This window comes from Streptomyces sp. NPDC005722 (assembly GCF_040630935.1).
GTDB lineage: Bacteria > Actinomycetota > Actinomycetes > Streptomycetales > Streptomycetaceae > Actinacidiphila.
On record NZ_JBEXYN010000014.1, the window covers coordinates 20,326 to 33,915 of the forward strand.

9 protein-coding genes are annotated in these 13,590 nt (G+C 73.2%); 5 read left to right on the forward strand and 4 right to left on the reverse strand.

The window, feature by feature from the left end; translation table 11 throughout:
• Positions 1-5 precede the first annotated feature (5 nt).
• Positions 6-2,537 (forward strand): right-handed parallel beta-helix repeat-containing protein, encoded by a 2,532-nt coding sequence (locus ABZ479_RS18100; RefSeq protein ID WP_500462488.1) that lies wholly within the window; start codon positions 6-8, stop codon positions 2,535-2,537.
• A gap of 138 nt (positions 2,538-2,675) precedes the next feature.
• Here ABZ479_RS18100 and ABZ479_RS18105 read toward each other — a convergent pair whose 3' ends face one another.
• The gene (locus ABZ479_RS18105) at positions 2,676-4,448 is read right to left on the reverse strand and encodes an MOSC domain-containing protein (protein WP_500462489.1); all 1,773 of its coding nucleotides are present in this window, start codon (positions 4,446-4,448) and stop codon (positions 2,676-2,678) included.
• Between the two features lie 199 nt (positions 4,449-4,647).
• Here ABZ479_RS18105 and ABZ479_RS18110 point away from each other — a divergent pair, with 199 nt between their 5' ends.
• A complete protein-coding gene (locus ABZ479_RS18110; protein WP_500462490.1) occupies positions 4,648-5,385 on the forward strand; it encodes a GNAT family N-acetyltransferase in 738 nt (245 codons plus the stop codon).
• A gap of 84 nt (positions 5,386-5,469) precedes the next feature.
• Positions 5,470-6,594 carry a hypothetical protein gene (locus tag ABZ479_RS18115; protein ID WP_500462491.1) on the forward strand — a complete coding sequence of 375 codons (1,125 nt, stop codon included), beginning with the start codon at positions 5,470-5,472 and terminating at the stop codon, positions 6,592-6,594.
• Between the two features lie 18 nt (positions 6,595-6,612).
• On the opposite strand, the gene ABZ479_RS18120 is transcribed toward ABZ479_RS18115, so the two are convergent.
• Complete coding sequence (locus ABZ479_RS18120; RefSeq protein WP_500462617.1) at positions 6,613-7,665, reverse strand: sulfite oxidase; 1,053 nt, start codon at positions 7,663-7,665, stop codon at positions 6,613-6,615.
• Positions 7,666-7,776: 111 nt separating this feature from the next.
• Positions 7,777-9,078: a GAF domain-containing protein gene (locus ABZ479_RS18125; protein WP_500462492.1), complete on the reverse strand. Its 1,302-nt coding sequence runs from the start codon at positions 9,076-9,078 to the stop codon at positions 7,777-7,779.
• 173 nt (positions 9,079-9,251) lie between these two features.
• Here ABZ479_RS18125 and exaC point away from each other — a divergent pair, with 173 nt between their 5' ends.
• Entirely contained in the window at positions 9,252-10,775 is a 1,524-nt protein-coding gene (exaC, locus tag ABZ479_RS18130; protein WP_500462493.1) for an acetaldehyde dehydrogenase ExaC, read from the forward strand.
• A 113-nt stretch (positions 10,776-10,888) separates the two neighbouring features.
• On the opposite strand, the gene ABZ479_RS18135 is transcribed toward exaC, so the two are convergent.
• Positions 10,889-12,163, reverse strand: coding sequence for a S1 RNA-binding domain-containing protein (locus ABZ479_RS18135; protein ID WP_500462494.1), 1,275 nt, complete (start codon positions 12,161-12,163; stop codon positions 10,889-10,891).
• Positions 12,164-12,494: 331 nt separating this feature from the next.
• Here ABZ479_RS18135 and ABZ479_RS18140 point away from each other — a divergent pair, with 331 nt between their 5' ends.
• Complete coding sequence (locus ABZ479_RS18140; protein WP_500462495.1) at positions 12,495-13,571, forward strand: AfsR/SARP family transcriptional regulator; 1,077 nt, start codon at positions 12,495-12,497, stop codon at positions 13,569-13,571.
• Positions 13,572-13,590 lie beyond the last annotated feature (19 nt).

The window sequence follows — 13,590 nt, forward strand, 5'->3', positions numbered from 1 at the left end:
GGAACATGACGCGTCACACCGTGGCACCGAAAGGACAGGGTGGCCGGGGGACCTTCCACCGGATCGCCGACGCGGTGCGCGCCGCCGCCCCCGGCGACGTGGTGGTGATCGCCCCGGGCACCTGGACCGAGGCCGTGGTGCTGGACCGCGCCGTCGTGCTCACGGCGGAGCACGGCCGGGGGAGCGTCGTGCTGGCCGCTCCGCCGGGGGACCGGCCCGCGCTGACCGTCGACGGGCCGGACTGTGCCGTGCACGGCGTCACCGTGTGGGGCGCCGACGACGGGGCCCCCGCGATCGCCGTCTCGCCGGGCGCCGGACTGGTGCTGGAGGACTGCGCCGTCGAGGGCGGCCGCGTCCAGGCCCGCGGTCCGGAGGACGAGGAGAGCGGGACGACCGCCCTGATCCTGCGGCGCTGCCGCCTCGAGCGGGCCCGGCTGGCCGGCCTGCACCTGGCCGGCGCGGTCCGCGCCCGGGCCGAGGACACCAGCATCACGGGGGTCGACGGCACGGGCGTCGTCCTCTCCGGCACGGCCCGGCTGGACGCGGCCCGCCTGCGCCTGGACCGTACGACCGGCTCCGGTGTCCGGCTGCGCGGCAGCGCGCGCCTGAAGCTCGCCGACTCCACGCTGACCGGCACCGGCCGGGCCGGGCTGCTGCTGGAAGAGGCCGCCGAGGCCACGGCCGGCGAACTGCGGATCGAGTCGCCCGGCGCGGCCGGTGTGCACGTCACCGGCACGGCGCGCGCCGAGCTCACCGACTGCCGGATCCGCGGGGCGTCGGCCAGCGGTGTCGTCGTCCAGGACAACGGGGTGCTGAACGCCCACGGCTGCGCCGTCGCGGACGCCGGCGCCAACGGGCTGCTGATCACGGGCGCCGCGCAGGCCCGGCTCGCGGACTGCCGGATCGACCGCAGCGCCTTCAGCGCTGTCCACCTCTCCGGCACCGCCACCGGCCGGCTGACCGACTGCCTCGTCCGTGACGGAGCCGAGCACGGCGTCCACGCGGCGGGCGAGGCCCGCCTCGAACTGGCCGACTGCGGGATCAGGAACGTCGCCATGACCGGCGTCGCCGTGGCCGAGCAGGCCGTGGCGACGGTCACCGGCTGCCGCATCGACGACGTGGCGACGGGCATCGGCGTCGGCTCGACCTCCGAGAGCCGCGTCGAGCACACCACGGTCACCGGGACCAGGGACATCGGGGTGCAGGTCGCGACCGGCGGCACCGCGGTCCTCACCGGCATCCGGATCACCGGGAGCGGCGCGGCGGGCGTCGTCGTCGACAAGGGCGCCGAGGCCACCCTCAACGGCGGCTCGCTCGAGGACTGCGCCGGCTCCGGCGTCGTCGTGTGGACCGGCGCCCGCTCCACGGTCGCGGACCTGCGCATCGACCGGCCCGCCAAGAACGGCGTCTTCCTCGCCGAGGGCGCCGCCGGCACCTTCACCTCCCTGGAGGTCTCCGGCTCCGGCTTCCCCGCGCTCCACGTGGGCGCGGGCGCGGACCCCGTCTTCCGGCACTGCCGGATCCGCGCCTGCGCGGACGCGCTCGGCACCGACGAGGGCGCCGCGCCGGAACTCGACGACTGCACCGCCGACGGCGTGCCGCTGACCTTCGGCGAACCCGCGGCCACCCCGGCGGTGCCCGCCGCACCGGGCGCCCCCGCCGCACCGCCCGCGGCGACGCGCCCCGCGGCGGGCGGCGACGAGCAGGACGTGCCCGAGGAGAGCCTGGAGGACCTGCTGGGCGAGCTGAACGCCCTCGTCGGCCTCGACCGCGTCAAGCACGACGTCGGCTCGCTGGTGAAGCTGATGCAGACCGTCCGCCGCCGCGAGGAGGCCGGGCTGCCCGCCCCGCCGCTCAGCCGGCACCTGATCTTCGCGGGCAACCCCGGCACCGGCAAGACCACCGTGGCCCGCCTCTACGGCCGGCTCCTGAAGGCCCTCGGACTGCTGCGCGAGGGCCACCTGGTGGAGGTCGACCGTACGGCCCTGGTCGGCGAGTACGTCGGCCACACCGGCCCCAAGACCACCGCCGCGTTCAACCGTGCCCTCGGCGGCGTGCTCTTCATCGACGAGGCCTACACCCTGGCCCCCGTCGGAGCCGGCAACGACTTCGGCACGGAGGCCGTCGCCACCCTGGTCAAGCTGATGGAGGACCACCGCGACGACGTCGTCGTGATCGCGGCCGGCTACCCCGGCGACATGGACCGCTTCATCAGCTCCAACCCGGGCCTGTCCTCGCGCTTCGGCCGCACGCTGCTCTTCGAGGACTACGCGGCGGACGAACTGGTCTCGATCGTCGAGTACCAGGCCGCGGAGCACCAGTACGAACTCACCCCCACCGCCCGCGAGGAGCTCACCCGCCTCTTCGAGCTGCTCCCGCGCGGCGAGGGTTTCGGCAACGGCCGCTCCGCACGCCAGATGTTCCAGGAGATGACCGAACGGCAGGCGCAGCGCGTCGCCGAACTCGACGACCCGACCGCGGACCAGCTCATGTCCCTGGAGACCCAGGACCTCCCGCAACCCGCCGTCCGCGGCTGACCGCGGGGCCGCCGGCCGCGGTCCGGTCTGCGGCGCGGGTCGGGCGCGCCTGCATCGTGGCCACCACCTGCTCCCGGGCATGACGGCGTGCGGCCCCGGCCGGGGCCGGGGCCGGGGCCGCACCACTGTGTCAGCGGGCTACAGGTCCAGGACCAGGTCCGTGCGCGGTTGCGAGCAGCAGATGAGGGCGTTGCCCGCGGCGGGTTCGTCGACGGGCTCCGGGGCGTACGCGACACCGCCGGTCAGGACCGGGGTCTCGCAGGTGTGGCAGACGCCGGTGCGGCACGACCAGCGGGTCGGTACGTCGCACGCCTCGGCGAGTTCGAGGAGCGTGCCGTACGCCGGGTGCCAGGGGACGCTGAGGCCGCTGCGGGCGAAGGACACCGAGGGCCCGGTCGGCTCGCCGGGTGGGGCGGTGGGCGGGTGCGGGGGCCGGGCCGTCGCGTCGACCACGCCCGGGTTGATGGAGGACAGCGCGCCGAAGGTCTCGGTGTGGACGCGGTCCGCGGACAGTCCCCCCGCGGTCAGCGCCTCCGCCATGTCGTCCATGAAGGCCTGCGGCCCGCAGACGTACGCGTCGGCGTCGGGCGGCAGCTCCAGCGCCGCGATGCGCGCCGCGTCGAGCCGGCCCGCCCCGGTGTAGTCCGCGCCCGCGCGGTCGCCCTCACGCGGCCTGCTGTACGCGATGTAGGCGTGCGCGCCGGCCAGCTTCCCCACCAGGGCCCGGGACTCCGCCGCGAACGGATGGTTCCCGCCGTCGCGCGCCACGTGCAGCCACCACACCTCGCGCCGCCCGCAGGCGTCGGCCAGCGCGTACAGCATCGCCATCACCGGCGTCGCGCCCACCCCCGCGGACAGCAGCACCACCGGCGTGTCGCCCTCGCCGAGGACGAAGGTGCCGCGCGGCGCGGCGACGTCCAGCAGGTCGCCCTCCCGCACGTGCCGCCGCAGGAAGCCGCTGCCCGCGCCGTGCGGCTCCTGCTTGACGCTGATCCGGTACTCCGCCGCGCCCGGCCGCCCCGACAGGGAGTACGTGCGGATCAGCGGCGGCCCCTCGGGGTCGGGCCGCATCCGTACGGTGAGGAACTGCCCCGGCATCCCGGCCGGCAGCGGGCTGCCGTCCTGCGCGGCCAGCGTCAGCGAGAAGATGCTGCTGCTCTCGTCCCGGACCCGGGCCACCCGCAGCGGGCGGAAGCCCGGCCACGCCGGGGGAGGGGCCGCCGCCCCGGTCAGGCCGGGGTTCCCCGCCGGGCCGCCGCCGTCGCCCGCCGGGCTGTCGAGCAGCGCCCGCATCGAGGCCTGCCACCCCGGGCTCAGCGCGGGGATGCGCAGGGCGCGTTCGACCTGCTCCCGGGGGTGCCCGGGCAGGTACAGCAGGGCGTCGATGTCGGCGACGGTCATGGCCTCCGGCCCCGTCCCGAGCTTGACGATCTCGTCGCCCGCGGTGACCTCGCCCTCCTCCAGGACGCGGAGGTAGAAGCCGGGGCGCCGGTGGGCCACCAGCAGCGCCGCCATCCTGGGCTCCGCCATGCGCATCCCGACCCGGTAGCAGGTCACCCGCGGCTGCGTGACCTCGAAGACGGCGCCGCCGATGCGGTACCGGTCGCCGATGCACACCTCGTTGTCGGGCAGCCCGTCCACGGTGAAGTTCTCGCCGAACTGGCCGAAGGACAGGTCGTCCCGGCCGAGTTCCTTCCGCCAGTGGCGGTACGAGTCCAGCTGGTACACCAGCACCGCCCGCTGCTCGCCGCCGTGCCCGCCGAGGTCGCCCTGCCCGTCGCCGTCGATGTTGAGCCGCCGGACCATGCGGGGTCCCGACACCGGTTCCTTCCAGACGCCCGTGTACGTCGTCCGGCCGTGCCACTGCACGTTCTTCGGCATACCGACGCTGACAGCGACCAGTGTGGCCATGCGCCATCTCCCTCGTAGCGCGAGCCCCCCGCCTCCCGGCCACGCTATTACGCCGCCCGTGCCGCGCAACCCGGCCGGGGCTCCGCGACCGGCAGCACCGGGTGCGGGAGATCGGCCCGGCCGGGATTGCGGACGGGCCCGACGGTGTTGACCCACCCGACAGCGCCGGTCCCACGATGGACGGAGAACCGCACCACCCATGTCCACCACCGTTGATCACGCCCAGCCCGCCGAGCCCGCCCCCCACGGTGCCGCGGCCGCCCACCTGGACAACCCCGTGTGGGCCGCGCTCACCGGCCCGCACTCCCGCTTCGCCGAGGTCCACGGCCGCGCCGCCCGTTACCGGACCGACGTCTCCCTCTTCGCGGGCCTGGCCGACCCGGCCGACCGCGCCGCCTGGGACGACCTGGCCGAGCTGCTCGGGCCCGGCGGCACCGCCCTGGTCACCGGCTCACCGGTGGTCCCGGGCGACTGGGAGGTCGTGGAGGGCGGCGAGGGTGTGCAGATGGTCGACACCGCGCTCCGCGCCGAGCACGCCCCGGAGACGGTACGGCTCGGCCCCGGCGACGTCGACGACGTGATGGACCTGGTGTCCCGCACCCGGCCCGGGCCCTTCCTGCCGAACACCCTCGAACTCGGCACGTACCTGGGGATCCGGGAGGGCGGTCGGCTGATCGCGATGGCCGGGGAGCGCATCCAGCCGTCGGGCTGGACCGAGATCAGCGCCGTCTGCACCGACCCCGCCCACCGCGGCCGAGGCCTGGCGACCCGCCTGGTGAGCGCCGTCGCCGCTGGCATCAAGGAGCGCGGTGACACCCCGGTGCTGCACGCCGCCGCGAGCAACACCAACGCGTTGCGGCTGTACGGGTCGATCGGCTTCACCCTCCGTCGCCGCACCCTGTTCCTGCTGGTCCGCGCACCGCAGACGCAGGGCTAGGCGTACTCGGCCGGGAGGTGCCCCCACCGCCCGGAGGGTGGGCCCCCGGCGCGGCCCCGGGGTGGCCTCCTGGGACCATGACGCATGGCTGACGACAACCCGGGTCCCACCCCCGGGGACGTGCTCGACGAGGGGCAGGCACGGGCGCTGATCGGCGCCGGCTCCGCCGCCGCGGGGCACTCGGTGGGCGGCGCGACGATGATCATCGGCCCCGCCGGGACGCTGGTCGTCGTGGCGGCGGGGGACGTACCGGGGCGCAGTGGTGTGTGGAACGCCGAGGAGATCCGTCTGCTCGGCCCCGCACCGGCCCCGGTGCTGGAGCGCCTCTGGGAGCGGGCCGATTTCCATCTGCTCGTCCGCGTGGACGAGGCCCTGCTCTACCTCGGCACGGGCTACGCGGAACAGATCGGTTCGCACCTTCCTCCCGGCGGCACCGCGTACGAACTCGACGACTGCAAGGTACGACCGCAGACACCTCTCAGTCGGGCGCTGCTCCAGCGGGTCCGCCCGCCGCGCCCCGTCGCGGCCCGCCCCGGCCTGGAGTGGCTGGACCATGTGAACGGCGACCGTGCCCTCGCGCTGGAGCAGTTCGTCACGGGCTGGTACCCAGCCACCGCCGACGACGCGGAACCACCGGTCGAACGCGGCGGTTACGCGGACCTGCCCGAAGGGCTCGCGCACCTCTACGAACTGGCCGTGCGGCGTCCCGGCGTCCTGGGCGTCCAGAACCGCATGGTCAAGGACCCCGGTCGTGAGACCGACCGCTGCGGAGACATGCGCGTCATCGGCGTCGAGAACCAAGGAGGGTTCCACTGGTCCACGCTGTGGACGCCCGGCGAGTCGGAGGACGACCCCACCGTCTGGCACCGGGTGGACGACGAACCGCCGACGGCCGAGAACGAACCGCTCAGCGGCTTCCTCCTCCAGTTCTCGCTCTACGAGGCCGCGATGGGCGCCGACTACGTGGCGCTGGCACACGGGATCACCGGAGCGGAGGTCGAGACGCTCACCCGGGAACTGCGCCCGGTTCCCCTCCGGCCCTTCACGCCCGGGTCGGCCACGCGTTTCCACGTGGCCCCCGGACTCGTCCTGAGCGTCTCCAAGGGCTGGGAAGGGGACCGGTTCTACGTACGGGCCGGCGCCACCGACCGCGATGCCCTCAGCCTCCTGCTCCACGACGCCGTCGACTGGCTCGCCTTCGACGGGTGACCGCGCCCCGCGCTGACCTCAGGCGCCGGCCGCCAGGCAGACCACCGGGACGCGCTGGACGAGGTTGTTCGCGAAGCCGCCGCGGTTCCAGGGCTGTTCCAGCGGCTGCGTGTGGCCCTCCGCGTCGGTGGCGCGGACGCTGAGCTCGTGCCGGCCGGGTGCCGCCTCCCAGGTGGTGTGCCAGTGCCGCCACGCCCAGGGGTGGCCCGCGTCGTCCATCTCGGCCGCGCGCCAGGTGCGGCCGCCGTCCGTGCTCGTCTCGACGCCGACGACCGGCGCGCGGCCCGACCACGCCCGGCCCTCCAGACGCTGCGGCCCCGGCCGGACGACACGGGTGCGCGTCATGAAGTCGGGGAAGCCGGGTGGCACCATGAGCGCGCGCGGCGCGATGCGGGTCACCGGCTCGCCGGGTTCGTCGGCCTCCTGCCGGATGCGGTACGCCACGGCCTGCTGGAAACCGGTGAACGGGGTGTCCGTGAGTGTGATGTCGCGCAGCCACTTCACGTGCGCCATGCCGTACCAGCCGGGGACGACGAGGCGGACGGGGTGACCGTGCTGCGGCGGGAGAGGCGCGCCGTTCATCGCGTACGCCACCAGGACCTCGGGGTCCTCGGCGGTGGCGTCGGCGACCGTGAGCGAGCGCTGGTAGTCCTGCTCGACTCCGCGCTCCACACCGTGGTCGGCGCCGGTGAAGACCGCCTCGACGGCGCCGGGTGCCACGCCCGCCTCGTCCAGCAGGACGCGCAGCGGCACACCCGTCCAGTCGGCGGTGCCCACCGCCTCGTTCAGCCAGGGCTGGCTGACCGGGCGCGGGGTCAGCCCGGCCCGGCCGTTGCCGGCGCACTCCATGGTGACCCGGTGCGTGACGGCCGGGTAGCGGCGCAGGTCGTCCACGGACAGTTCCAGCGGGGTACGGACCTTGCCGCCGACGGTCAGCCGCCACGTCGCGGCGTCGGCCGGCGGGATGTCGAAGTGGACCAGCACGTAGTGCAGGCCGGGTGGGGTGACGTCGTAGCGCAGGGCCTCCAGGGGCAGCGCGTGGTTGCGGGCCGCCAGGCCCAGTTCGTCCATGCCGATGCCCTCGGCCGGGTCGGCCAGCCGGGACGCGGCGCTCACGTGCGCGATGTTCGGATCATCCACCCCACCAGTGTGCCCCCACGGGTCCCGGCCGGGCCCCGCAGGTCACAGCCGGGCGCGGTCCAGGAGCGCGCGCAGCACGGGGCGTCGGGGCGATTCGCGGGGCAGGGTGCGCAGCGCGGTCTGGAGGAGGTCGACGTCGTGGTGGTTGCCGGGCCGCTCCAGCCAGTCGAGGAGCAGTCTGACGTCGCCGCGGTCGCGCAGGGCGCGGCGCAGCGCGCAGTGCAGTTCCTCGCGTGCGTCGACGATGGCGGGGGCGCCGGAGGCGGGCAGCAACGCCCCGGGGTAGCGGGCCAGGGCCCGGCGGTGGGCGCCGCGGGAGAGCAGCGCGCGGACCTCGTCGGCGTCCGTGGCGGCCGGCAGCAGCAGCCGGTACGGGCGCGAGCCCAGCACCTGCGGGCCGAGCAGCCTGCGCAGCCGCGACATCTCCGCCCGCATGGTGACCCGCGCGGACTCGTGCTCGTGCAGCCGGGCGGCGAGCGCGTCGGCACCCAGCCCCCGCGGGTGCCGGGCCAGCAGGAAGACGATCTCCGAGTGCCGCGGGCTCAGTTCGACCGTCCCGTACGGGGAGGTCAGCAGCGCACGGTCCCGCGCCAGCACCTCCAGCCGGGCCTCTCCCGCCGAAGCCCCCGGTGCCGCCTGCGCCGGGGCGGCCGGGAGCACGCCGCGCAGCCGCAGCAGCCGCAGTTCCGCCTCGGCCGCCGCCACGGTGGCCCGTACGAGGGCCAGGGCGTGCGGCGCCGCGATGTGGTCGCCGCCGGTCAGGTCGATCACGCCGATCACGGCGCCGGTGTCCGGGTCGCGGACCGGGGCGGCGGAGCAGCTCCACGGGTGCACCGGACGGATGAAGTGCTCGCCCGCGTAGATCTGCAGGGGCCGGCCGAGGGCGACCGCGGTTCCGGGGGCGTTGGTGCCGGCCGCGTCCTCCGCCCATTCGGCGCCCGCGACGAAGCCGATCCGCTCGGCCCGCGCCGCCAGCCCCGGCGTGCCCTCGACCCACAGCAGCCGCGCGTGCTCGTCGCCGACGGCCACCAACTGGTCGCTGTCCTGGGCCGGTTCGACGAGCAGGCTGCGCACGACGGGCAGCACCGCCGCCATCGGGTGCTGCCGCCGGTAGTCCCGCAGCTCCGCGGCGCCGAGGCCGGGGGAGCGGGGGCCGTCGGCCTCCGGGTCCACGCCGCGGCTGAGCGAACGCTGCCAGGAGTCCCGGACGACGTCACGGACCGGCCGCGGCGGACGTCCCGTCGAGAGGAACTCCTCGTGGGCGCGCGCCACGTCCCGCCGCAGGAGGTCCGGGTCGGTCCCCGGCGGCCAGGCCGCGTAGGACGCCGCGTACGAGACTGTCATGGCCGGCCCCCCGGGTTGGCACGGACCGGTGCCCGGCGGCACCGGGTGGGGTGCTGCCGAGTGTAGTTCCGTGGTGGCGCTCCGCCGCAACCCTGTTGCAACCTTGCGCCTCCTACGGTCCCCCCAACCGCCGTCCGCGACGGAGCGGGCGGCTCGCAATGGGAGGCCGCCCCATGACCCGGTACGCCAACCCCGGTTCCGACGACGCGATCGTGAAGTACCAGTCCCGCTACGACCACTGGATCGGCGGCGAGTACGTGCCGCCCGCCCGCGGCGAGTACTTCGGCAACCCGACCCCGGTCACCGGCGAGATCTTCACCGAGGTCGCCCGCGGCACCGCCGAGGACGTCGACCGGGCCCTCGACGCCGCCCACGCGGCCGCGCCGGCGTGGGGCCGTACGTCGGTGACCGAGCGGGCCACCATCCTGAACAGGATCGCGGACCGCATGGAGGCGCACCTGGAGGAACTGGCCGTCGCCGAGAGCTGGGAGAACGGCAAGCCGGTCCGGGAGACGCTCGCCGCCGACATCCCGCTGGCCATCGACCACTTCCGCTACTTCGCGGGCGCCATCCGCGCCCAGGAGGGCAGCCTCGCCGAGATCGACGACGACACCGTCGCCTACCACTTCCACGAGCCCCTGGGCGTCGTCGCGCAGATCATCCCGTGGAACTTCCCGATCCTGATGGCGACGTGGAAGCTCGCCCCGGCCCTCGCCGCGGGCAACGCCGTCGTCATCAAGCCCGCCGAGCAGACCCCGGCCTCCCTCCACGTCTGGATGAGCCTGATCGCGGACCTGCTGCCGCCCGGCGTCGTCAACATCGTCAACGGCTTCGGCGTCGAGGCCGGGAAGCCGCTCGCCTCCAGCCCGCGCGTCGCCAAGGTGGCCTTCACCGGCGAGACCACCACCGGGCGGCTGATCATGCAGTACGCCTCGCAGAACCTGAAGCCCGTCACCCTGGAGCTGGGCGGCAAGAGCCCCAACATCTTCTTCGACGACGTCTCCAGCGCCGACGACGACTTCTACGACAAGGCGCTCGAGGGCTTCACGATGTTCGCCCTCAACCAGGGCGAGGTCTGCACCTGCCCGTCCCGGGCGCTGATCCAGGGCGGCCACTACAACGCCTTCCTGGAGGCGGCCGTCACCCGCACCGAGAAGATCGTCCAGGGCCACCCGCTGGACACCGCCACCATGATCGGCGCCCAGGCCTCCAACGACCAGCTGGAGAAGATCCTCTCCTACTTCGACATCGGCCAGCAGGAGGGCGCCAAGGTCCTCACCGGCGGCGAACGCGCCGAACTCGGCGGCGAACTGGCCGGCGGCTACTACGTCCGGCCGACCATCCTCGAGGGCGACAACCGCATGCGCGTCTTCCAGGAGGAGATCTTCGGCCCCGTCGTCGCCGTCACCTCCTTCGGCGACTTCGACGACGCCATCGCCACCGCCAACGACACCCTCTACGGCCTCGGCGCCGGCGTCTGGACCCGCGACGGCAGCACCGCCTACCGCGCCGGCCGCGCCATCCAGGCGGGCCGCGTCTGGACCAACTGCTACCACGCCTACCCGGCGCACGCCGCCTTCGGCGGCTACAAGCAGTCGGGCATCGGCCGCGAGACGCACAAGATGATGCTCGACCACTACCAGCAGACCAAGAACCTCCTGGTCTCCTACTCGCCGAAGAAGCTCGGCTTCTTCTGACAACACCCCGGATCCGGCCGCGGCCGTGACCCGGGAAGCGCGAGGCCCGGCCGGCTCCAGGGGAGTCGGCCGGGCCTCGCGTGCGGGGAGCCGGGGAAGAGCGGTGCGGGCCGTCAGGCGGCCACGGGGCCGACGGCCGCCTCCGGAATGTCCTTGACCAGGATTCGGTCACGGTGGGCATCCACGGAGAGGATCTCGACCCAGATCATCTCGCCGGGCTCGATCTCTCCGGCGTTGAGGTCGTGGCGGAGTTCCTCGGACATGGCCGTGCAGTGGAGGATGACCGGGCGGTTCCGTCCGGGGACTGCCAGCAGCACGTAGCCGCCTTCGCCCTCACCCTTCACCCTGACGACCTCGCCGTCGAACCTCTCGCCGGCGACGAAGCGGGTGTCCACGGCCGGGGGCCGGGGGACCGCTGAGCGTGATCCGCGCAGCGACTGGACCAGGCGCAGCAGGATTCGACGACGTTCGGTGTCCATGCGCACCACGGCGACCTCGACGTCGTCGCCGGGCGCCAGAGCCGCCGAGGTCACTGCGTCCGACCTGGTGAGCAGACCGTTGACGCCGTGGGCCACGTGTACGAAGGCACCCAGCGCGGGGTGGACGTTGTGGACGGTGCCGGTGAAGACCTTGCCCACGGGGAAGTCGGCGCTGAGCGACGGCCAGGGATTGAGGCTGCCGGCCAGAAGCGTGTACCGCATGTCGCCGCGGGCGTCGACGTCGAACGCGCCCTGGAGCCGAGTGCCCACCTCGTACTTGACGGTCATGTCGGTCACCAGCCGGGCGTAGTCGACATCGGCATTGGACAGGACGCCGTGACGACCGTCGTCGGTCTCGACCACGGCGAACTCCCGCGTGGTGGAGACGACTCGTGCCGGCACCGGTACCGTGCCGCCGCCGATCATCGGCAGCAGTGTCATCTCGACCACCGTCTCCTCCCTCACCGCCGCCAGCGCCAGGCGCAGTTCCTCGCGCATCCGGTTCATGTGGGTGTAGTGCGAGGAGTAGGTGATCGTCCGCAGGTCCTTCACGTCCGCCGGGATCTCCTTGAGGTCCTGGGTCAGGTAGATCATCTTCTTGCCGAGGAGGTAGGCCCACGCGAACTCGATCGACACGTTCACCGACGCGTCGGAGAAGACGACCAGGACGATCTCGGCCTGCTGGATGCCTTTCCAGACAGGGGTGAGGACGGAGTCGCCGCCGTAGACGGAGTCCGCGCGGACCGGCTTCATGCCCAGATCGGAGATCAGGGGCACCAGCTCCGAGGTGTAGAAGTCGTCGTAGTCGAAGGGCTTGCCGTCGGGCGCCGGCTTGACGCCGAAGGGGGTGGCGACGAAGACATTGCCGGGGACGGGGCGCTCGTCGCGTGTCAGTCGATGGGTGACCATGGTTCTCGCTCCTGTCGGGTGCGTACGACCCTTCTGCACGGTGCGAAGGGGGGCGTTTTCAGCCTTGGACGCATGCTGCTTCACGCCCCCTGACATCCGCCTCGGCCGCTCCGCTGACACTTTCCCTGCGACGGACGGTGTTGTGAGCGCACCTGACGGCGAAGTGTCAGGCGAACGCTCGGGACATCAGGCACAACTGGTCCCAACCTGATGCAGACGATGTTAATTTGGGTGTGTGTCGGCTTCAGAGAGTGCTCCCGCCAAGCCTCCTGGCAGGTACCACATCCGGCTCCTGGGCCCGCTGCGAGTCACGGGTCCGGATGGGGTGCAGATGAGGCTGCCCATGCGGGACAGGAGGGAGCTGCTGCTGAGGCTTGCCATCGCCTCCGAGCCGGTGAGTGTGGAACTGCTCGCCGCGAGTATGTGCAGGGACAAGGCAGCCGTGCACCAGCTCAAGGGCCGGCTGGAGAAGGCGGACGGCTATCCGGTCGAGGGCGGGCGGGACGGCTACCGTCTCGCAGCGGGGGCCGTCGACGTGGATCTGCACCAGTTTCTTGCGGGGATGGAACGAGTCGGCCACGCCACTCCGGTCGGCGAGTTGGATCAGCTGGCCTGCATGTGGGACGGCGATCCTGCCGTTCACCATCCCGGATTTCCCGACGCGACGTGGGGCCCGGCACGTCGCGCTCTGCGGCGTCTGGGTGAACTGCTGATTGCGCTGCCCGAGGAGCGGCGGCCCGTCTCGGCCGAACACCTGGCGCGGATCTTTCCTCGGGATCCGGTGCTGGGCGCCCTGATGCCGGCGCCACCCAGGAAGAAGCTTCTGATCGTGGACGACACCGATGCCGGTGAACTCGGGGACTGGCTGTCGGGCCGTTACGACGTCATCACGCTCGAAAGCCTCACGGACTGGCGCCGGTTCAGCAGTGAGTCCTTGCACACCGTCGATGCGGCCCTCATCGACCTCTATCTGAACGACCGGGGGGTACCGGACGGGTTGCAGATCGTAGATCATCTGTGTCGGCGCACCCAGATACCCACGGCCCTCGTCACCGCACACCCTCCCACCGAGGTGGGTGAGTTCGACAATGTCTTCTTGCAACGTCACCGACTTCTGTGCGTGCTGCCCAAGGGCCTCGATCGGACGAAGCTCTACGAGCGGCTGGACAGCGTGACGCGGCAGCTCCTGGAAGACGATCCGGACAGCAGACTGCTGCGCTTGCGCGTGGAGCTGGGACACCTGGTGTTCCTGTTGGAGAACCGGAGCGGGCGCCTGTTGAACCGCGGTCGTGTCCCGGCTGCGCCATGGGCGGGTGACCAGCGCCGCGCGGAACGGGCCATCGCCGATCGCGACGTGGACCTGGCGGATCAGCTGGTGTCCGAGTTCCGCATCAGGACGCGGAGCTGAGGCAAGAAGCGTTGCCCCG